This window comes from Trinickia symbiotica, from assembly GCF_002934455.1.
GTDB lineage: Bacteria > Pseudomonadota > Gammaproteobacteria > Burkholderiales > Burkholderiaceae > Trinickia > Trinickia symbiotica.
Genome location: NZ_PTIR01000003.1, coordinates 196,349 through 217,241, shown reverse-complemented (window position 1 = coordinate 217,241; position 20,893 = coordinate 196,349). Strand labels below are relative to the sequence as shown.

The 20,893-nt window shown below is 62.2% G+C and carries 17 protein-coding genes; 15 read left to right on the top strand and 2 right to left on the bottom strand.

All coding sequences use genetic code 11. From position 1 onward, the window contains the following. The 8 genes from B0G57_RS07165 to B0G57_RS07130 all read left to right on the top strand — a co-directional run bounded on the left by B0G57_RS07165 (position 1) and on the right by B0G57_RS07130 (position 11,669). On the top strand, positions 1-870 hold the full coding sequence (locus B0G57_RS07165; protein WP_102606979.1) for a MaoC/PaaZ C-terminal domain-containing protein: 870 nt from the start codon (positions 1-3) through the stop codon (positions 868-870). A gap of 22 nt (positions 871-892) precedes the next feature. Next, positions 893-2,101, top strand: coding sequence for an acyl-CoA dehydrogenase family protein (locus tag B0G57_RS07160; protein ID WP_102606978.1), 1,209 nt, complete (start codon positions 893-895; stop codon positions 2,099-2,101). A gap of 9 nt (positions 2,102-2,110) precedes the next feature. Beyond that, positions 2,111-3,244 (top strand): acyl-CoA dehydrogenase family protein, encoded by a 1,134-nt coding sequence (locus B0G57_RS07155; protein WP_102606977.1) that lies wholly within the window; start codon positions 2,111-2,113, stop codon positions 3,242-3,244. A 46-nt stretch (positions 3,245-3,290) separates the two neighbouring features. Beyond that, positions 3,291-4,517, top strand: a complete 1,227-nt coding sequence (locus B0G57_RS07150; RefSeq protein ID WP_102606976.1) for a cytochrome P450 — start codon at positions 3,291-3,293, stop codon at positions 4,515-4,517. Positions 4,518-4,891: 374 nt separating this feature from the next. Beyond that, positions 4,892-6,532 carry a DUF1302 domain-containing protein gene (locus B0G57_RS07145; RefSeq protein WP_102606975.1) on the top strand — a complete coding sequence of 547 codons (1,641 nt, stop codon included), beginning with the start codon at positions 4,892-4,894 and terminating at the stop codon, positions 6,530-6,532. A 40-nt stretch (positions 6,533-6,572) separates the two neighbouring features. Continuing rightward, on the top strand, positions 6,573-7,934 hold the full coding sequence (locus tag B0G57_RS07140; RefSeq protein ID WP_102606974.1) for a DUF1329 domain-containing protein: 1,362 nt from the start codon (positions 6,573-6,575) through the stop codon (positions 7,932-7,934). Positions 7,935-8,106: 172 nt separating this feature from the next. After that, the gene (locus tag B0G57_RS07135) at positions 8,107-9,174 is read left to right on the top strand and encodes a WD40/YVTN/BNR-like repeat-containing protein (RefSeq protein WP_102606973.1); all 1,068 of its coding nucleotides are present in this window, start codon (positions 8,107-8,109) and stop codon (positions 9,172-9,174) included. Between the two features lie 23 nt (positions 9,175-9,197). Continuing rightward, positions 9,198-11,669: an efflux RND transporter permease subunit gene (locus B0G57_RS07130; protein WP_102606972.1), complete on the top strand. Its 2,472-nt coding sequence runs from the start codon at positions 9,198-9,200 to the stop codon at positions 11,667-11,669. 57 nt (positions 11,670-11,726) lie between these two features. Here the strand turns inward: B0G57_RS07130 and B0G57_RS07125 are convergent, their stop codons facing one another. Together B0G57_RS07125 and B0G57_RS07120 are read right to left on the bottom strand one after the other, a co-directional pair. Beyond that, positions 11,727-12,509, bottom strand: a complete 783-nt coding sequence (locus B0G57_RS07125; RefSeq protein WP_102606971.1) for an SDR family oxidoreductase — start codon at positions 12,507-12,509, stop codon at positions 11,727-11,729. A 29-nt stretch (positions 12,510-12,538) separates the two neighbouring features. After that, positions 12,539-13,549, bottom strand: a complete 1,011-nt coding sequence (locus tag B0G57_RS07120; RefSeq protein ID WP_102606970.1) for a zinc-dependent alcohol dehydrogenase family protein — start codon at positions 13,547-13,549, stop codon at positions 12,539-12,541. A gap of 136 nt (positions 13,550-13,685) precedes the next feature. Between B0G57_RS07120 and B0G57_RS07115 the strand changes: the two genes are divergently transcribed. The 7 genes from B0G57_RS07115 to B0G57_RS07085 all read left to right on the top strand — a co-directional run bounded on the left by B0G57_RS07115 (position 13,686) and on the right by B0G57_RS07085 (position 20,861). Beyond that, entirely contained in the window at positions 13,686-14,435 is a 750-nt protein-coding gene (locus B0G57_RS07115; protein ID WP_102606969.1) for an electron transfer flavoprotein subunit beta/FixA family protein, read from the top strand. Between the two features lie 2 nt (positions 14,436-14,437). Then, positions 14,438-15,370 carry an electron transfer flavoprotein subunit alpha/FixB family protein gene (locus B0G57_RS07110; RefSeq protein ID WP_102606968.1) on the top strand — a complete coding sequence of 311 codons (933 nt, stop codon included), beginning with the start codon at positions 14,438-14,440 and terminating at the stop codon, positions 15,368-15,370. Between the two features lie 156 nt (positions 15,371-15,526). Next, positions 15,527-16,885, top strand: a complete 1,359-nt coding sequence (locus B0G57_RS07105) for an aromatic ring-hydroxylating oxygenase subunit alpha (protein WP_102606967.1) — start codon at positions 15,527-15,529, stop codon at positions 16,883-16,885. After that, positions 16,885-18,594: an FAD-dependent oxidoreductase gene (locus B0G57_RS07100; protein WP_102606966.1), complete on the top strand. Its 1,710-nt coding sequence runs from the start codon at positions 16,885-16,887 to the stop codon at positions 18,592-18,594. Before B0G57_RS07105 ends, B0G57_RS07100 begins: the two co-directional genes overlap by 1 nt. 16 nt (positions 18,595-18,610) lie before the next feature. Beyond that, the gene (locus tag B0G57_RS07095) at positions 18,611-19,597 is read left to right on the top strand and encodes a thiamine pyrophosphate-dependent dehydrogenase E1 component subunit alpha (protein WP_102606965.1); all 987 of its coding nucleotides are present in this window, start codon (positions 18,611-18,613) and stop codon (positions 19,595-19,597) included. After that, the gene (locus B0G57_RS07090) at positions 19,594-20,586 is read left to right on the top strand and encodes an alpha-ketoacid dehydrogenase subunit beta (RefSeq protein WP_102606964.1); all 993 of its coding nucleotides are present in this window, start codon (positions 19,594-19,596) and stop codon (positions 20,584-20,586) included. The genes B0G57_RS07095 and B0G57_RS07090 overlap by 4 nt, the downstream gene beginning before the upstream one ends. Positions 20,587-20,630: 44 nt before the next feature. Continuing rightward, positions 20,631-20,861, top strand: coding sequence for a biotin/lipoyl-containing protein (locus B0G57_RS07085; RefSeq protein WP_102606963.1), 231 nt, complete (start codon positions 20,631-20,633; stop codon positions 20,859-20,861). Positions 20,862-20,893: the final 32 nt, after the last annotated feature.

Below are 20,893 nucleotides of genomic sequence, written 5' to 3'. Positions count from 1 at the left end.
ATGTTGAACTACGAAGTCGTCAAGAACTGGCCGATCGAAGATGTCACGCAGACGTACACCGAGCGCGACGTGATGTTGTATTCGCTCGGCCTCGGCCTGGGCTCGGATCCGCTCGACGCCGCGCAACTGCGCTATGTCTATGAAAAAGACCTGCAGGCGATGCCGACCTGCGCCGCGGCGTTCGCGTGGCCGAAGTCGTGGATGCGCGATCCCCGCACGGGCATCGACTACGTGAAGCTCGTACACGGCGAGCAGGACGTGCGCTTCCTGCGGCCCATGCCTGTCGCCGCGACCATCGTCAGTAAGACGCGCGTGAGCCGGATCACGGACAAGGGCGCAGGCAAAGGTGCAATCGTCGAGTTGTTGAGGGACATCATCGATGCCTCGAATGGCGATCGGCTCGCCGAGGTCAGGCAGGTGTCCTTCCTGCGTGGCGACGGCGGCTTCAGCGCTGAGTCAGGGGCGAGCGATCCGCCGCCCGAAGCGCTGCCGGCCGTGCCGGAGAGCGCTCCGGACGCGGACTACGTTTTCTCGACCGGCGCTCATGCAGCATTGATCTATCGACTCTCGGGCGACGTGAACCCTCTGCACGCCGATCCTGAGGTGGCGTCGAAGGCCGGATTTAGCCGCCCCATTCTTCACGGCCTCGCGACCTACGGCATGGCGGGTTACGCCGCGATCCGCATGTTCGCGGCCAATGACGCCGCGCGGCTCAAGCGACTGGCGCTGCGCTTGACGTCGCCGGTCTACCCGGGCGAGGACGTGCGCTTCCAGTTCTGGCGCGAGAGCGACACGCGTCTACATCTGCGTGCGCGCGTCGACGCCCGCGATGTCGTGGTGCTCAATAACGGAATCGTGGAAATCGCCTAAAAGCAGCGACTGGAGTCTGACGATGGACCTGACAGAGAGTCCCGCCGAAAAGGAATTCCGCGCGACGGTGCGCGATTTCGTGGCGACGCATTTGCCCAATGATATCCGCGACCGCGTGCTGAATTTCCGCCACGTGCCGCGCGAAGATTACGTTCGCTGGCAACGTATTCTGGCTGCGCGAGGATGGGGTGCGCCGGCATGGCCCGCGGAATATGGCGGCGCCGCCTGGAACGCCGCGCAGCGCAACATCTTCGACGAGGAATGCTTTACCGCTGGCGCGCCGCGCCAGATGCCGTTCGGGCTTTCGATGGTTGGACCGGTGATCCAGAAGTTCGGTACCGACGCGCAGCGCGAGCGCTTCCTGCCGCGCATCATCTCGATGGAAGACTGGTGGTGCCAGGGCTATTCGGAGCCAGGTGCAGGTTCGGATCTGGCGTCGCTCAAGACCCGTGCGGAACGCATCGAGCGCGACGGTCAGGCCTGCTACCTCGTCAACGGCCAGAAGATCTGGACGTCGTTTGCGCAATGGGCAAACTGGATCTTCTGCCTCGTGCGCACGGATGCCGGCGGGCGCCCGCAGGAAGGCATCTCGTTCCTGCTCATCGACATGGCGACGCCCGGCATCACCGTGCGGCCCATCCGCACGCTGGATGGAGGCCACGACGTCAATGAAGTGTTCTTCGACAACGTGGTGGTTCCGGTGAGCAATTTAGTCGGCGAGGAGCATCGCGGCTGGTCGATCGCGAAGTATCTGCTTGGTCATGAGCGCACCAACATCGCCGGCCTTGGCAACTGCAAGCGCTTCATGCGCCGTCTCAAGGAGATTGCGAGCGTCGAACGCAAGCATGGCAAGCCGCTTATCGAGGACATCCGCTTTCGCGATCGGATCGCCAGTGTGGAAATCGACCTGATTGCGCACGAATGGTCGCTCTTGCGTGTCGTCTCGGCCGAGACGGCAGGGCGCCCCATCGGACCGGAAGCGTCCGTGCTTAAGATTCGCGGTTCAGAGATTCAGCAGCAACTGACCGAGCTGATCATGGAGTGCGCGGGCCCTTACGCGGTGCCTTTCGTGAGCGAAGCGCTCGAGGCGGACTGGCAGGGCGAGACGGCCAACGGCGAACTGCTCAACTCGCTCGCCGCGCACTATCTGGACTGGCGCAAGATCTCGATCTACGGCGGTTCGACGGAAGTGCAGAAAAACATCATCGCCAAACAGGCGCTGGGCATCTGAGGGCACGCCATGGACTTCACGCTGGTTGAAGAAGAACAGATGCTGGCCGATGTGGTCGGCCGTTTCGTCGAGAAGGAGTACGACTTCGAGGCGAGGCGCCGTCTGGCGGCTACCCCGCAGGGCTGGTCGGACGCGCACTGGTCCACGCTGGCCGAGATGGGCGTACTGGCGCTGAACATACCGTCGGAGCACGGCGGCCTCGGGGCTGGGCCGGTGGAGACGATGCTCGTGGCGGAAGCGTTTGGGCGCGGACTGGTGCTGGAACCGTTTCTGTCGTCCGCGGTGATCGGCGCGAAGCTGATCGGGCGTGCCGGGCACGAGGCGCGCAAAGCGCAGATGCTCGAGGGGCTCGCGGACGGCAGCCTGAAGACGGCGTTGGCGACGCTCGAGCCTGGCGCGCGTTTCGATTTGTGGAGCGTCGCGACCACGGCCGAGCCAACGAGTGGCGGGTTCATCCTGACGGGGCGAAAGGGCGTCGTGCTGCACGGCGACAGCGCTGACATCCTGCTGGTGTCCGCACGCACCTCGGGCGAGCAGACGGACAAGCATGGCATCACGCTTTTCGCGGTCGATGCGCGGGCGCCAGGTGTGAGCGTAAAGGGTTTTCCGGCGCTCGACGGGCAGCGTGTCGCCGAGGTCGTTTTCGACGGCGTACGCGTCGACGCGCAGGCGGTCATCGGCGCCGTCGATGAAGGCTACCCCTTGCTCGAATGGATCGTCGATCAGGGCATTTTCGCGCTCTGCGCCGAAGCGGTGGGGGCGATGTCGCGGCTGACCGATCTCACGTTCGACTATCTGCGCACGCGCAAGCAGTTCGGTTCGCCGATCGGCAAATTCCAGGCGTTGCAGCATCGTGCCGCGGACATGCTGAGCGCAGTCGAGCAGGCCAAATCGATCGTCTATTTCGCGGCAGCGAAGCTAGGCGATGACGATGAGCAGGCGGCGCACCGTGCGGTCACCGCTGCAAAGGCGCTGATCGGCAAGAGCGCCCGATACGTCGCACAGCAGGCAGTCCAGCTTCATGGGGGGATGGGCATGACAGACGAACTCGCGATCGGCTGGTACGTGAAGCGTCTCACCTGCATCGATATGACGTGGGGTAACACCGAACATCACGTCGAGTTGTACGGCGCCTTCCTCTAAGCACGGTTCACGAATGGTCTGATCGATCGAAAAAAGGAGACACCCTATGTCAGCAGCCAGTCACGCCAGCACGTCGGAACGGGCACCGGTCCCCGCACACGTGTCACCCGAACGGGTGGTCGATGTGGATATCTATGATCCGCCGGGCGCCGAGGATGACTATCACCTCTCGCTGAAGAAGCTGCACGCGGAGGGCATCCCCGACATCTTCTGGACGCCGCGCAACGGCGGTCACTGGATCGCGACGCGCGGCGACGACATCTATCACATCCTCAAAGACTACGAGAACTTCTCATCCAAGCAGCTGACCGTGCCGCTCGTGGAGCATCAGCCGCTGGCGCCCATCTTCTTCGATCCGCCGCAGCACACGGCCTATCGCTCGCTGATTGCACCCGCCTTCATGCCTCAAGCGATCAGCAAGCTCGAAGAGAAGGCACGCGAAATGGCGATCGAACTGATCGAGGGCTTCTACCCGAAGGGCGAGGTCGAGTTCGTTTCGGGCTTTGCACAGCATTTGCCGATCGGCATTTTCATGAACATGGTGGCGCTGCCCCCTGAAGATCGCGAATACCTGTTGAGCCTGGCGGACAAGATGGTGCGGCCGTCCGATGCCAATGAGAAACTCGCCGCGCTTGGCGCGATCTTCCAGTATCTGGGGGTGAAGATCGCTGAACGGCGCGCGAATCCGGGCGATGACCTGATCAGCAAGATCGTCCACTCGAAGATCGACGGACGGCCGTTGACCGACGAAGAGGTGAGAGGCCTGTGCGGGCTGGTACTGATCGGCGGGCTGGACACGGTCGCCTCCGCAATGGGCTTCATCGCACGCTTCCTCGCCGGTAGCCCCGCGCACCGCAAGCAGCTCGTCGACAATCCCGCACTGACGCAAAAAGCTGTTGACGAGCTTCTGCGGCGTTTCCCGGTGGTGAACCAAGGACGGCGGATCACTCACGATTTCGAATATAAGGGCGTGCAGCTCAAAGAGGGCGACATGATCATCATGCCGACCACGCTGCATGGCCTCGACGAAAGGAAGTTCGACGACCCGCTCACCGTGGACTTCTCTCGTCCGACGCCGATTCATTCGACCTTCGGCAACGGTCCGCATCGCTGCCCGGGTTCGTTTCTAGCCCGCGTGGAGCTGAAGGTCTTCCTGCAGGAATGGCTGAAGCGCATCCCTGATTTCCAGATCAAGCCAGGCGAGAAGGCGGGGGTTCACGGCGGCGTGAACGGCACGCTCTATCACCTGCCGCTGGTCTGGGAGGTGAAATAGCGTCAGCGCGGCGAGCCGTTTCGCGCGCCGGGCGAGGCGCGCTTAAGGCGCGCTCGAGCCGCGCCGTGCCGCTCTCGCTCACCGCTTTCTTTCGGTGCCCTGTTTGGGGGCCCCGCTTAGTGCGCAGCACGCGCACTCCCTGTATCGCAGCGCTTCCATTGACCAAGCCGCAGTCGCAAAGGCCTGCGCTGCGAGCCTCGCTCGCTGCCCGCGCGACGAGGGTTCTCTACTGGAAAACACTATTGACACTCCATCGACGGCGCATTTACGATGCTGAACAACATTCTAAAAGACGCACCGATTGAAAAGCTTCGGTCAAATGCGCGGGAAAGAGAGTGACGCGTCCGAGTGGATTCCGAATCAGAGGAGACAAGATGAAATCGACTGTGAAAGGCGGCGTTGCGCTTAGGCGCAGCCTTGAAGCGATGCTGCTGGCTGGCCTGTGCGGGGGCTTCGCGAGCATGGCGCATGCGTTTACGATCACCACGCCGAATCCGGACATCCAGATGGACTTGGACACCACGCTGCGCGCGAACTACGGCGTGCGGCTGCAAGGACTGAATCCGACGATCGCGAACAACCCGTCCTACGACGAAGGCGACAACACCTTCAAGCGCTACCAGACCATGCTCGCGCGGCTCGACATCACGAGCGAATTCGACTTCAAGTACAAGGAAACGACAGGCTTCCGCTTCAGCATCGCGGGCTGGTATGACGCCGCTTATTCCGGCAAGGACAAGAGCGCGCCGGGCCTGCAGAACGTCGCTAACTATCCGGGGAACAACTACACCGGCTACATCAAGAAGTACTACATCGGGCCGTCTGCCGAAGTGCGCGACGCGTTCGGCTTCACCACCGTCAACGCGGGTCACGTGCCGATCGACATCAAGGTAGGCCGTCTCGCGCAAATCTGGGGGCAGTCGCTGATCGGCAGCGTGGGCGGTGTCAACTCGGTCGCCGTGTCGCAGGCGCCGCAGAACCTGATCGCGGCGACGCAAAGCCCTGGTGCATCGCTGAAGGAATTGTCGCTGCCTACGGGGCAAGTGGCCGCCTCGGCCCAAGTGACGAACAAGTTACAGTTGAGCGGCTACTACTCATTCGAATGGCTGCCGGACCGGTATCCCGAAGGCGGCACCTATTTCGGTGGGTCGGATTCGATCAACTACGGTCCGCCAATCTCCGCGTACGCGGGGACCTTCCCGATCTTCAACCGCAAGGGACCGCAGGGCGACATAGGCGACATCGGCGTGGAGGCCAAATACCGCCTCGAAAAATTTTCGAGCACCGTTGAATTGACCTACCGACGGTTCACTTACAAGACGCCGTGGTTCGATCAGTTCAATCCGGCCAATTTCACCACCGAGGATATCTACGCGAACAAGGTCCAGCTGCTCGGCATCGGTGTGAACAGTCAGATTGCCGGCACGGCGGTTGGCGCGGAAGTCTCGTATCGCCGCAATACGCCTTTGTCGTCGGCCGGCAGCGGCTCGCCGGGTTCGCTCGAAGGGGCGCGTGGCGATACACTACACGCGCTGCTCAATACGACGACCTACCTGGGCAAGTCGTTCCTTTGGAACGAGGCGCCGCTTGCAATGGAAATTGCTGCGGCGCACCTGATCAAGGTGACCTCCGGTGCGCAGAACTTCAACGCGCCCGGTTACTCCGCGGCATGCACGTCGGCGCCCGACGCGGTCGCGCTCGGTTGCGCGACGAGGAATTTCTATACGTTCGGTGTTTCGTTCACACCCCACTGGAATCAGGTGTTCCCCGGTGTGGATCTCGACCTGCCGCTCTTCGTACAATGGAACATTCATGGCAATACGCCGACTGTCGATGGCGGCAACCAGGGCAGCAACATCTACCAAGCGGGCCTGCAATTCACCATCCACAACAAGCACATCGTGAATTTCACCTACACCGGTTACACGAACTGGAAGCGCACGGCGACCAATGTCAACGGCGCGCCCTATTCGGATAAAGGCTGGTTCGGCATCACGTACCAGACCACGCTTTGAAGAAGAGCTGATCACCCGGGACTTCACAGGAAATTTGCAAATGAAGATCGCAAAGTTACTGACGGCTGCCTCGATCGCCGTCACCTATGGTTGCCATGTCTACGCGGCAGTATCGGCGGACGAAGCGGCGAAACTCGGCACTGAACTCACGGTTTTCGGCGCAGAGGCGGCGGGCAGCGCGGACGGCCAGATTCCGGCGTATACGGGCGGCATCACGCAGCCGCCCGCGGACTTCAAACCGAATAGCGGCAAATGGGCCGATCCGTTTGCCGGCGAAAAGCCGATTTTGACGATCACCGCTCAGAACTGGCAGCAGTACGCGGACAAGCTGAGCGAGTCGTCCAAGGAACTCTTCAAGCGCTATCCCGATTACAAGATGCTCGTCTATCCGACGCATCGCAGCGTGTCGTTTCCCGCGTGGTTCGGTGAGAATTGCAAGATCAATGCAGTCAAGGCGAAGCTGGCGGATGGCGGACAGGATATCGAGGACGCCTTTGGCTGCGTTCCATTCCCGATCCCAAAGACGGGCGAGGAAGCGCTCTACAACTACATCATGCGGTTCGTCGGCACCAAGCATAAGAACTTCGTCAACACCTGGCTGATGGATAGTTCGGGCAATCCTGTGCTGACGGGCTCGTTCAAGAGCAGCCTTTATTTTCCCTACTACGATCCGGCATTGGGCCGGGACGGGTTCAAGAAAACGGACGGTGTCTGGTACCAGGTTCAGAATGACTACGCCGCACCCGCGCGCCTGAAGGGCGATACCACGCTCTTTTGGAACTACATGTCGAGTTCGCGCGACTGGCCGGGGTGGGAGTATGCGCCAGGTCAGCGGCGCACCCGCGTTGCCCCCGATCTCGCCTACGACACGCCCAATCCCGGCTACTCGGGCGTGATTACCATGGACGATATCCAGTTGATGTACGGCAAGCTGGATCGCTGGAAGGCCAAATTGCTGGGTACCCGGGAAATGTATATTCCGTATAACGGGTACAAGTGGGAATACGCGGTCCCGGACAAAGAAATGCTGACGCCGCATTTCCCGAACGCCAATCAGATCCGTTGGGAGCTGCATCGAGTCCGCGTGATCGAATTGACGCTCAAACCCGGCGCGCGGCACCTCTACAGCAAGAAGATCCTCTATACGGACGAGGATTTGGGCGGCGGCATGATGGACGCGTACGACCAGGCAGGCAAACTGTATCGAGGCGGATTCGAAGACACGGTACCGGCATATGACACGAAGATCCCATATTCGCTCGGAAACTGGTTCTTCGACTTCAACAGCGGCGTATATCTGCTGGGCAGTCATCCCTCGGACACGGCAGGTATCTTCTTCAATGTCGATTTTCCGAGCAGCTATTTCACGCCTGAACGGATGCAGTCCACCGGCATTCGTTGATTCAAATCGGCTCGACTGATTCCCGTTCAGTTGAGCGAGTCGTCGACAGCACGACCCACCACGGGCGATATGCAGCGGGTTTTTCCCGCTGCATACCGCCTGTGCTGAGATGGACGGCAGCTTTGCATGGGACCAGAGTCAGCCCTCAAGCTGACTTTGATCGACAGGAGACATGATGCGCCGAATGTATTTGAACGCGGCACTGCTCGCGCTCGCGCTAGCTGTCGCCGAGCCGTCGCTGGCGGCATTCGCCGATCCGATCGACACGCCGGCGGCGGCGAACCCGCGTGCCGGAAGCGCGCCTTTGCTTGCAGTTGCGCATGCCGGAAGCCGGCTGGTTGCTGTCGGCTTGCGTGGACTGATCGTCTTGTCCGATGACAACGGCGCGAGCTGGCGGCAAGCCCCCGCACCGGTGAGTTCTGACCTGGTGGCCGTGTACTTCGCGTCGCCAAGCTCAGGCTGGGCGACGGGTCAGGATGGCATCGTATTGCATACCGCGGACGGCGGGGCATCCTGGGTCAAACAACTCGACGGCAGATCGGCGGCTGCCCTGATGTTGGCCTACTACGAAAAGCAGGACCAGTCGAACCCCAAGATCGCCGCAGCGCTCGAAGAAGCCAAACGCTTTGTCAATGACGGCCCCGGACGCCCCTTCCTTTCGGTTTGGTTCGACAACGAGCGCACCGGCTACATCATCGGCTCGTTCAACGTCATCTTTAGAACTGACGATGGCGGTGCGAGTTGGACGCCGTGGTTCGACCGCACCGAAAACGAACAGGACGCGCTGAACCTGCATGCGATACGCAGGATCGGCAGCACGTTGTACATCGTCGGCGAGCAGGGCCTCGTCATGCGCCTCGATGCGGCCGGGCAGCAGTTCGTGAAGCTGACCGTGCCTTACAAGGGCAGCTTTTTCGGCATCTTCGGTACACCCGAGAACATGATTCTCTATGGTTTGCGCGGCAATGCGCTCCGCAGCGTCGACGGCGGGCAGACCTGGACGAAAGTTGGCATTCCTGACGAATCGAGTCTGCTCGGCGGCGTGCGGCTCGCTGATGGGCGGCTTGCGCTGCTCGGCCAGGACGGCCGTATCCTGATCAGCACGGACGGCGGCGCGAGCTTCAGCGCGGCAGACGTGCCAGGTCAGCCGTGGTCACTGTGGGACGGTACGAGTCTTGAGCGCGGCGGCCTGGTGGCCGTGGGCTCAGGTGGGGTGAAAAGCATTGCTGTACTCAAGTGAACCGCGGGAGAGGGGAGCCCAAGATGGCCGGCAACAGCAGTGAGCAGATCAATTCCATGCCCGTAGTCCGGGACCTTGCCGCGTTCGACGCCAAGTCCGGCAATGCGCTCGAGCGGCTGGTTTTCAATCATCGGTTCGCGCTGATCCTGTTGTGTGCGGTGCTGTCGGTGTTTTTCGGCTACAAGGTGGCGACCGGACTGCAGATCAACGCCAGCTTCGAAAAAATGATCCCGCAGTCCAGCCCGTATATCCGGAACTACGTGGCAAACAAGGGCGATTTGAAAGGGCTCGGCAATAGCCTGCGCATCGTGGTCGAGAACACGCGCGGAGACATTTACGATCCCGCCTATCTCGAGGCATTGAGGAAAATCAACGATACCGTATTCCTGATGCCCGGGGTCGACCGGCCGTGGGTCAAATCGATCTGGATGCCGGCGGTGCGCTGGAACATCGTGACTGAAAAAGGCTATGCGGGTGGCCCGGTCATGCCGTCGACGTACAACGGCTCGGCCGCGTCGATCGACGCGCTGCGAAGCAACATTGCGCGGGCGGGCATCACCGGCTCGCTCGTCGCCAACGACCTCAAGTCGAGCATGATCGTGGTGCCGCTGCTCGAGCGGGACGCGGCAGGCCAGCCCATCAACTATGCACAGCTCTCGCACTTGCTCGACGACATGGTGCGCGCCCAGCAAAACGGCAACGTCCGCATCCACATCGTCGGCTTTGCCAAGCTGATCGGCGACCTGATCGATGGCCTAAAGCAAGTGATGACTTACTTTGGCGTCGCGGCGGCTATCGCGCTTTGCGTGATCTTCTTTTATACGCGTTGCCCGCGCAGCACCTTTCTGGTGGTCGCCTGCTCGCTCGTCGCCGTGCTCTGGCAGCTTGGCATTGTGACGGCGCTGGGGCTTGTCATCGATCCGTACTCGGTCCTCGTGCCATTCCTGGTGTTTGCTATTGGCGTATCGCACGGCGCCCAGAAAATGAATGGCATCTTGCAGGATGTCGGGCGGGGCACGCATAAATATGTAGCAGCACGCTACACCTTCCGGCGGCTTTTCCTCGCGGGCCTGACGGCACTTATGGCCGACATGGTGGGCTTTGCCGTGCTGACCATCATCGATATCCCGGTCATCAAGGACTTGGCCTTGACAGCCAGTATCGGCGTGGGTGTGCTTGTCTTCACGAATCTTCTGCTGTTGCCGGTATTGCTCTCGTATTTTGGTGTCAGCCCGGTGGCCGCGCAGCGCACGCTGATCGAAGAGGCCGACGAGCAACGTGGCCGCTCGCGTATCGCGAGACTATGGAGTGTGCTGGATCGCTTCACCGAACGGCGTTGGGCTTTGGCGGCGATTGTAGTGGCACTGCTGTTGGCGGGAGCAGGATTCGCCGTCAGTGAGCGCTTGCAGATCGGCGATCTGGATGCGGGGGCGCCGGAATTGCGGGCCGATTCGCTTTACAACCGTGACAATGCGTTCATCAATGGCCACTACGGCCTGTCGAGCGATATGTTCGTGGTGATCGGCAAATCGTCGTTGACCAATTGCGATGCGGATCACTATCAGATGCTGGCCGATGTCGATCGTCTCGAGATGGCACTGCAAGATGTGCGCGGCGTGCAAACCACGAGTTCGGCCGCATCGCTCACTCGGCTGATCACGTCCGGCGCTTACGAGGGCTATCCGAAGTGGTACACGATCAACCGGACGCCCGCGATCCTCAATCGCTCTCTCTTCCAGGTGCTGCTCGATCGCCCCGATCTCATCAGCCCGGCTTGTAACACGATGCCCGTCATCGCATACCTGACTGACCACAAGGCGGCGACGCTCAACCGGGTGCTCGACGCGGCACAGCGTTTCGCGGATTCGCACAAGAACCCGACTCATCAGTTCCTGCTGGCAGCGGGCTCCGCAGGCATCGATGCGGCGACGAACATCGTCGTCAAGGAAGCGAATCAACGCATGTTGCTGCTGGTCTATGCGGCTGTCATCCTGCTTTGCTTGATCACGTTCCGTAGCTGGCGTGCCGCCGTGGTCGCACTGGTGCCGCTCGTCATTACATCGGTCATGTGCGAAGCACTGATGGTCATGCTGGGCATTGGCGTCAAGGTCGCGACATTGCCCGTGATCGCCCTGGGGGTTGGGATCGGCGTCGACTACGCGCTCTACTTGTTGTCCGTCCAGCTCAACTATCAGCGTGCCGGATTGCCGCTGCGCGAGGCATACCGTCGAGCCGTGCAGTTCACAGGCAAGGTCGTGGCGCTGGTGGGCGTCACGCTGGCCGCGGGTGTCGTTACCTGGGCGTGGTCGCCCATCAAATTCCAGGCTGACATGGGAATCTTGCTGACCTTCATGTTCGTCGGCAACATGATCGGCGCGCTCGTCCTGATCCCGTCGCTGTCGCACTTCTTGCTGCGGACTGCGTCGGCCAGGCCCGAACGGGCCGCCGTCCGAAACAGCATCGCGCTCGCCGCCGAGAAATCGAAGGGTGTGTGATCGGCCTGCGGCAACGCGTTAAGCAAAGTGCTTTGCTGTCGAGGCGGCGCGTCGCAGCTATACGACCGACATCGAAAAGCTGAGAATCTCCGAGACGCCGCCGTCGACCATCAGCATGTGGCCGTTCATATAGGAGCTCGCTTCGGAGGCGAGGAATACGGCGGCGCCGCCGAGTTCCTCGGGGCGTCCCCAGCGTCCGACGGAAATATGCGAGCGGACGATTTCTTTCATCTGTGGATTCGAGGTGACGGGTTCAGCCATATCGGTCATGAAGTAGCCGGGGCAGATGCCATTGCAGAGGATGCCGTGGCGCCCGAGCTCCGCACCGAGCGATTTGGTGAGACCCGCCAGCGCATGTTTGCTGGCAACATAGGCCTGCAATTTCTCGCGCCCAAGCACCGAGACGTACGAGCCCACATTGATGATGCGACCTCGTCCGCGTTCGATCATCGGTCCGGACACGGCCTGCGCGAGCAGGTAGGCTGCGGTGACGTTGATCTGCATCGTGCGGTGCCACATTTCGAGCGTGGATTGCTCGAAATCGCTCCATTCGCAAATGCCTGCGTTGTTGAGCAACACATCGATGCGTCCGTGACGCGCGAGAACGTTGCGCACGCCGTTGCCGATCGCGGTTTGATCGGTCAGGTCGAAAGGCTCGATGTCGACGTTGCCGCCCGCCTTGCGGATCGACGCCTCGGCGGCCTCGAGATTTGCGCGTGAGCGTGCACAGAGGACGACGGTTGCGCCTGCGGATGACAGCGCGCTCGCCATCGCAAACCCAAGCCCGCGTGACGCACCGGTGACGAGGGCGACTTGTCCTTCCAGTGAAAAGATCTTCATGAATGCCTCTGCGAATTGTGAAAAGCCGCCTATCGGTGGCGAATGACGATCTTGCCGAAATGCTGCTGACTTTCGAGGCGGCGCAGCGCGGCTGGCACGTCGGCAAAGCCGTAGACGGAGTCGATGACTGGCCTGAGTTTGTGCAGGCCGATGGCGCGGTTCATGATCTCGAAGTCCTGGCGCGAGCCCACGCGAATCGTTGCAATGGACAATCCGCGCATGAAGAATCCGTCGCCGGGCGAGGGGGCGCCGCTCAGCATGCCCACGACGCTGATTCGCCCGCTGTCCCGCGTTGCCGCGACGGATTGCGGGAACGTCGCTGCGCCGCCCACTTCCACGACGAGGTCGACCCCCTGGCCTGCGGTGAGCGCGAGCACGGCCTCGTCCCATCGCGGCGTCTCGCGATAGTTGATCGTGGCGTCGGCGCCGAGCTCGACGAGGCGCTTCAACTTGGCATCGCTCGACGAGGTGGCGATCACGCGCGCGCCAAACAGACGCGCGAGTTGCAACGCGAAGATCGATACGCCACCCGTACCTTGTACGAGCACGGTCTGGCCGGGCAGCAACGGCGCATGCTGGCAAAGCGCATTCCACGCGGTGAGCGCCGCGCAAGGCAGGGTAGCGGCCTCCTCGTCGGAGAGATGGTCCGGCACGGCGACCAGTTCTTCCTCGCTCAGCACGACCCTCTCTCGAAGCATGCCTTCGACGATGGCGCCGCGGCCCAATGTGTCTGCGTGCCGCGGACGCGCGCCGCCGTGCCAGTTCTCGGCAAAGTTGGCCATGACGCGGTCCCCTGGCCGGAAGCGCCGCACGTGTTCGCCAATGGCAAGCACGACGCCCGCGCCATCTGATGCCGGGATGAAGTTCGGCGACATCCAGTCGCGGAACGCGCCGTTCATCAGCAGCAGCTCGCGAAAATTCAGCGAACTGGCATTCACCTGAACCAGCACCTGATGACCGCGGGGCGGCGGGGGATCGGGCTCCTCGCATAACGCGAGACCCGCAATGCCTTCGAACCGCTCGCATCGATAAAGCTTCACTGTTGCCTCCTTGGTGTTGACCGAGGGCGTCGAATCCTCTGGCGCGCGACACCTTCCTCTTTCTTGTCGTTGACAGCGGCAAAAAGATGAGTTCAGAATATCGAACATTGTTCAGTAAATCGTTCGGAGCGTCAAATTGAAGATACTGGTCGCGGTGAAGCGCGTCATTGACTACAACGTGAAACCTCGGGTGAAGTCCGACGGTTCGGGCGTCGATCTGGCCAACGTCAAAATGGCCATGAATCCGTTCGACGAGATTGCCGTGGAAGAGGCGGTGCGCCTCAAGGAAGCGGGGATGGCGAGCGAGGTCGTCGTGGTCTCCGCGGGAACGGCGCAATCGCAGGAAGTCTTGCGCACAGCACTCGCCATGGGGGCGGATCGCGCCGTGCTGGTGCAAAGCGAGGCAGAACTACAGCCGCTCGCCGTCGCCAAGCTGCTGGCCGCCGTAGCCGCGCGCGAAAACCCCCAACTGGTGCTGCTCGGCAAGCAGGCCATCGACAACGATGCCGGCCAGACCGGCCAGAAACTCGCCGCGCTGCTCGGCTGGCCCCAAGCGACATTTGCGTTCAAGGTGGAAGTGGACGGTCAGCAACTGGCCGTCACGCGTGAAATCGACGGCGGACTCGAGCGCGTCGCACTCGATCTGCCGGCCGTTGTCACAACGGATCTGCGCCTGAACAGTCCGCGTTATGTGACGCTGCCCAACATCATGAAAGCAAAGAAAAAACCGATGGAGACGCTGAGCCCCGAGGCACTGGCTGTCGACGTCGCGCCTCGTCTGAAGGTTCTGGAAGTGACCGAACCGCCGGCGCGCAAGGGCGGCATGATGGTTCCGGACGTTGCAGCACTGATTGAAAAGCTTCGAAACGAAGCGAAGGTGATCTGATCATGACTATTCTCGTTATCGCGGAACACGACCAGGCAAGCCTCAGCCGCGCCACGTTGAGCGCGATTACGGCCGCGGACGCAGTGGGCGGCGACATTCACGTGCTGATAGCCGGCCACGGCGTATCGGCGGTGGTGGCGCAAGCCGCGAACATCGCCGGCGTCGCAGAGGTGCTCGTCGCGGATGCGCCCCACTATGCGCACGCGCTCCCGGAAAACCTGGCCTCGCTCGTCGTTTCGCTGGCCAACGGCTATACGCACGTCATCGCCGCGTCCACTGCGGTGGGCAAGAACTTCATGCCGCGTGTGGCGGCGCTGCTCGATAGCGCGCAGATCTCCGATGTCGTCGCCATCAAGGCGCCCGATGTCTTCGTGCGGCCCATCTACGCCGGCAACGCACTCGCGACGGTTCAATCCGCCGACGTAATCAAGGTCGTCACGATTCGCCCGACGGCTTTCGAGGCGGCGGCCACGGGCGCCGCGGCTGCGCCCTCACGGGCGGTTGCGCCGGCGCCGGCCTTCGATAGGGCCCGCTTCATCGGCCAGGAACTGACGAAGTCGAGCCGTCCGGAACTCTCGGCAGCCAGCATCGTGGTTTCGGGCGGCCGGGGAATGGGCAACGGCGAGAACTTCAAGCTGCTCGACGCGCTCGCGGACAAGCTCGGCGCTGCGGTCGGCGCGTCACGCGCGGCGGTGGACGCCGGCTTCGTGCCGAACGATTATCAGGTGGGTCAAACCGGCAAGATCGTCGCGCCGCAGTTGTATATCGCCGTGGGCATCTCCGGGGCCATTCAGCACCTCGCCGGCATGAAGGATTCGAAGGTCATTGTCGCGATCAACAAGGACAGCGAGGCGCCGATCTTTCAGGTAGCCGACTACGGACTCGCGGCCGACCTTTTCGAAGCCGTGCCGGCGCTAACCGCGGCGCTCGATTGACGTTCGCACGGATTGACATCGCTCCGAGGGGAAGCCTAGCATCTGAACGCCGTTCATGCAAATTGGACCGATAGTTGCATATTGGCTTCGATCGCGGTCAGCACATAACAAGTCGGAACTGGCGCCTACGCCGGCCATATCACGAAGGAGATATCAATGGGTAACAGAAGTCCCAACCCGGGGGAACATACGGTCCGCGTCGATTTTGTGCCGAAGGACAGTTACCTGTCGAAGTCTTTCCTGGAGCGGGAGAACGCGCGCCTGTGGCCGCGTGTGTGGCAAGTCGCCTGCCGTCTCGAGGAAATTCCGAACAACGGAGACTACGTCACCTTCGATGTGGCCGGCGAGTCGATCATCGTGGTACGCACGGCGGCGGATGAAATCAAGGCTTATTTCAACGTCTGCCAACATCGCGGTCGCCGTTTGACGAACGGCTGCGGCAAGGCCGCAAAGTTCCACTGCGCCTATCACGGCTGGCAGTGGAATCTCGACGGCAGCGTGGCGCGCGTGCTCGACCGCGACGACTGGGCCGGTTGCCCCGAGATGACCGATGGCGACTTGCGTCTCACGCCCGTCCTGGTGGACACATGGGGTGGCTTCGTGTTCATCAATATGGACCCCGGCGCCGAGCCGCTCGCGAAGTTTCTCGACCCGGTGCCCGAAATCACGAACTGCTTCGAGTTCGAGAAGATGCGTTACCGCTGGTACAAGTCGATTCGCCTGCCTTGCAACTGGAAGGTCGCACTGGAAGCGTTCAACGAGGGCTATCACGTCGCCGCAACGCATCCGCAACTGCTCGACGTGGCGGGCGACGACGTGACGCGAAGCTTCGCCTATGGCCGCCATGGGATGTTCGGCTATTCGACGGCCACGCGCATGATCGGCGCGCCGTCGCCCCGGACGGGCAAGCCCATGCCGGAAGATGTGCGCCAGGGGCTCGTCAATTTTTTCCGGGTCATGGAGGAGACGCTGAAGGCCATCAACACCGCGCGTGACTACGAAGCGGCGAAGCGGTTGATGCACGAGATGTCGCCGTCGGGCAACCAGTTCGAAGTGCTGGCGAAAGCGATGGAATTCCAGCGTGAAGCAGCCATCGCCGAGGGCGCGGGCTGGCCCGAGATCTCTTTCGAGCAACTGGGCCGCGCGGGCGCGGACTGGCACGTCTTCCCGAACCTTGTCTTTCTCCCGTACCCGGACGGTGCGCTCTTTTATCGCGCGCGGCCGGATGGCGACAATCCCGATTCATGCATCTACGACATATGGTCGCTGCAGCGCTTCGCGCCGGGCGCGGAGCCCCCGCTCGCGCGTGAGTTCTACTACGGCGTGGACGACTGGAAACAAAACGCGCTCGAAAACTTCGGGCTGATTCTGTGGCAGGACTTCCAGAACATGACGAACGTGCAGCAGGGTATGAAGTCGCGCGGCTTCAAGGGATCGCGCACGAATCCGCTGCAGGAAACGTCGGTGTCGAACTTCCATCGCGCGCTGCGCGAATTCATCGCGCAGGAGGAGTGATGTCGGCGACCTGGGACGCAACCTACGATTTCGTGGTGGTCGGCAGCGGCGGCGGTTCGATGTGTGCGGCGCTCGCCTGCAGGTCGGCGGGCAAGGAAGCGCTCATCATCGAGAAGCAGGCAAAGGTGGGCGGCTCGACCGGTTATTCGGGGGGGGTCTGGTGGCTGCCGAACAATCACGTGATGAAGCGGCACGGTGTCAGCGATTCGTATGAGCGCGCGCGCCAGTACTTCGATGCCGCGGTGACGTATCGAGGTCCGGGCACCTCCGAAGCGCGGCGTGAAGCATATTTGCGCACCGGCCCAATCATGGCCGAGTTTCTAGAACAGCACGGCATGCAGTTCGAATACGCCGATGGCTGGTCGGACTACTACGACACGCTGCCGGGCGGCGAACCGCGTGGCCGTTCTTTGCTGGCGAAGCTCTTCGACCTGAAAGAGCTGGGCGAGTGGGGGCCGCGCCTGTCGCGCTACAAAGGCCCGGCGATGCCGGCCAACTCGAACGAGTACCCGCAGCTCTTTCTCATGAAGCGCACGTGGGGGGGCAAGCGCAAGGCGATGCAACTGGGCGGGCGCATGCTCTATCAGAAGCTCACCGGCAAGGAGCTCGTCTCGAACGGCGCCGCAATTCAGGGGCGCATGCTGCAAATGGCGCTGCGCGCGAACGTGCCGATTTGGACAGATACGCCCGTGCGCGAGCTCATCGTCGAGGACGGGCGAGTGACCGGCGTCATTGCCGTCCGCAGCGGCCGCGAATTGCGGGTGCGCGCGCGTGAGGGCGTGCTCCTCAACACGGGCGGCTTTTCGCGCAACGCGGAAATGCGGCGCAAATATCAGCCGCAGCCGTCGTCGGCGGACTGGACGAATGCGAATCCGGGCGACACCGGCGAAATCCTCGAAGCCGCCATCGCCCTCGGCGGGGCGGTGGATTGCATGGAGGAAGCGTGGTGGGTCGTGACGTCGCTCGGACCCAACGAGGAGCTGCCGGAAGGCGCACGTGCGCCCGATGGCTCTCCGCTGCCGTTCATGCACCACCTCGATCTCTCGCTGCCGTTTTCGATCATGGTCGACCAAGACGGCAAGCGCTTCTGCGACGAGGCGGGCGCCTATATGGAAATCGGCCAACGCATGTACCAGCGCCACAAGGAGACGGGCAAGGCGGTGCCGGCGTGGGTCGTCATGGACAGCCGCCAGCGCAAGTACTACCCGTGGGGCACGGCGATGCCGGGCCAGGTTCCGCAGCAATGGCTCGACAGCGGCTACATGATCAAGGCCGATACCCTCGACGAACTCGCGGCGAAATGCAATATCGACCGTGCCGGTCTGCTCGAAACAGTCGACCGCTTCAACGGTTTCTGCAAGACCGGCGTCGATGAAGACTACGGCCGCGGCTCGCGAGCCTTCGACCGCTGTCACGGCGATCCGACGATCAAGCCGAACCCTAATCTGGGGCCGATCGAGGAGGGTCCTTTCTACGCCGTACGCATGTACCCCGGCGACGTCGGGACGGCAGGCGGCCTTGTGACCGACGAATTCGCGCGCGTGCTGAAAGAGGATGGCTCGCACATTCCGGGGTTGTACGCCACCGGTAACTGCACCGCGTCCGTGGTCGGACGGTGCTACCCCGGTGCCGGCAGCAGCATCGGCGCGTCGTTCGTGTTCGGTTACATCGCGGCGCTCCATGCGAGCGGCGCGCCCAAGATCTGGTGACACAGGAGAGTGACGAATGAATGCCTATCAGCCGCCCAGCAGCGAAGTCCTGGTCGACATCTACCGGCGGATGGCACTCATCAAGCAGAACGATGAGCGCTTTCGTGCCGTCATCAAGTCCGGCAAGCTCGTGATGCCGTATTACTCGCCGCGGGGTCAGGAAGTGATCCCCTCGGCGATGTCCGTGTGCCTCACCGACGACGACTACATTTGCACGATTTACCGCGGTGTTCACGACATGATCGCCAAGGGTGTGCCGCTCAAGCAACTCTGGGCCGAGCTCGGAGGGCGCGTGACGGGCACCTGCAAGGGCAAGGGCGGACCGATGCACGTGACCCATCCCGCCTCCGGCGTGATGGTTACCACGGGCATCGTGGGCAGTTCGATGCCGATTGCGAACGGTCTTGCGCTCGCGGCGCAAATTCGCGGCGAGCCGCGCGTGGCCGTGGCCTATTTCGGCGACGGTGCGTCGAATATCGGCGCCTTCCACGAATCGCTGAACATGGCCTCGATCTGGAAGCTGCCGGTGATTTTCGTGTGCCAGAACAACGGCTATGCCGAGCACACCAAATACGCCTACGGCACCGCCGTCTCCAATATCGCGCAGCGCGCCGTCGCATACCAGATGCCCGGCGTGACGGTGAACGGCAATGATCCGATCGCAATGCACAAGGCGGCGCGCGATGCCGTCGAGCGCGCGCGCAACGGAGGCGGCCCGACGCTCATCGAAGCGAACACGTTCCGCTTTCACGGCCACGTGTTCGGCGATGCGGACGCGTATATGGACAAGCACGAGAAGGCGGCCTGGATTGCCAAGGATCCCGTGCCGCTCTTCCGGCAGTGGCTCATCGACGCAGAGCACGCGACCGAAGCGCAACTGGCAGCGATCGAGGCGGATCACGAAGCGCAGATCGACGCCGCAGTCGAATTCACGCTGTCGAGCGAATATCCCGATGTTGCGGAGCTTCGGCGCGATATCTTCAAGGACGAGGTGCTCGCATGACCCAGATGCCCACCAACATCAACACCATCCAGGCCGTCAATTACGCGCTTGACGACGCCATGGCCGCGGACGCCGACGTCATCGTGCTGGGTGAAGACATCGCCGACGGTCAGGAAGGCGGCATTGTCGGCGTGACGAAGGGACTGTCGACGAAGTATGGGACGTCGCGCGTGCGTTCGACACCGATCTCGGAGCAGGCGATTATCGGTGCAGCGATCGGCGCGTCGATGGTCGGCATGCGTCCCGTGGCCGAAATCATGTTGATGAACTTCACGACCGTTGCGATGGACATGATCGTGAATCACGCCGCGAAACTGCGCTTCATGTCGGGCGGCCAGACGAACGTACCCATCGTCATTCGCACGATGACGGGCGCAGGTTTCGGCACGGGGGGGCAGCACGCGGATTACCTCGAGGCCTGGTTCGCGCATGTCGCCGGCATCAAGGTCGTTGCGCCGTCGAACCCGGCCGATGCCTATGGCCTGATGCTGTCGTGCATTCGGGACGACGATCCGTGTCTCTTCATCGAGAACATGCCGACCTACTGGAACCCCGGGAAGGCGCCGGAGCGCGGCGTCGCGATTCCGCTCGGCAAGGCCAACGTCGTGCGCGCGGGCACGGACGTGACGGTGATCAGCTACAGCCGCCGCGTGCAGGAAGTCATGGCGGCCGCCGAGGCGCTTGCCCAGGAAGGCATCGCCTGCGAAGTGATCGACTTGCGCACCATCGCTCCTTTGGACACCGAAACGATCCTGACGTCGGTCGCGAAGACAGGGCGCGCCGTTGTCGTGCACGAGGCAGTCAAGCCGTTCGGTGTCGGTGCGGAAATCGCCTCGCGCATCTACGAAGCCCTTTTCCGCGAACTGAAGGCCCCCGTGCAGCGCGTGGGCGCACAGTTCTGCCCGGTGCCGTTCTCCAAGCCGCTCGAAGACGCCTTCGTTCCGGGCGTGGCGGACATCGAGGCGGCCGTGCGAGCCACGCTGAAATGAGCGCGGCGTGCAGCCAACGTTTTCATTGTCAATAGGGCAAGGTCATGACCACACAAGTTCTGCTTCCGAAACTGGGCTTTTCGATGAACGAAGGAACGCTGGCCGAATGGCTGGCGGAAGACGGCGCAACCGTCAGCGAAGGGCAGATTCTCTATGCGCTCGAAAGCGATAAATCGATTCAGGAAGTCGAATCGCCGGCGTCGGGCACGCTGCGCATCGTTGCTCAGGTCGGCGAAGTGTATCCCGTCGGCACGCTGCTGGCGGAAATCGTCTGATGGGCCACGGGCCGTCATGCTAGTCAACCGTT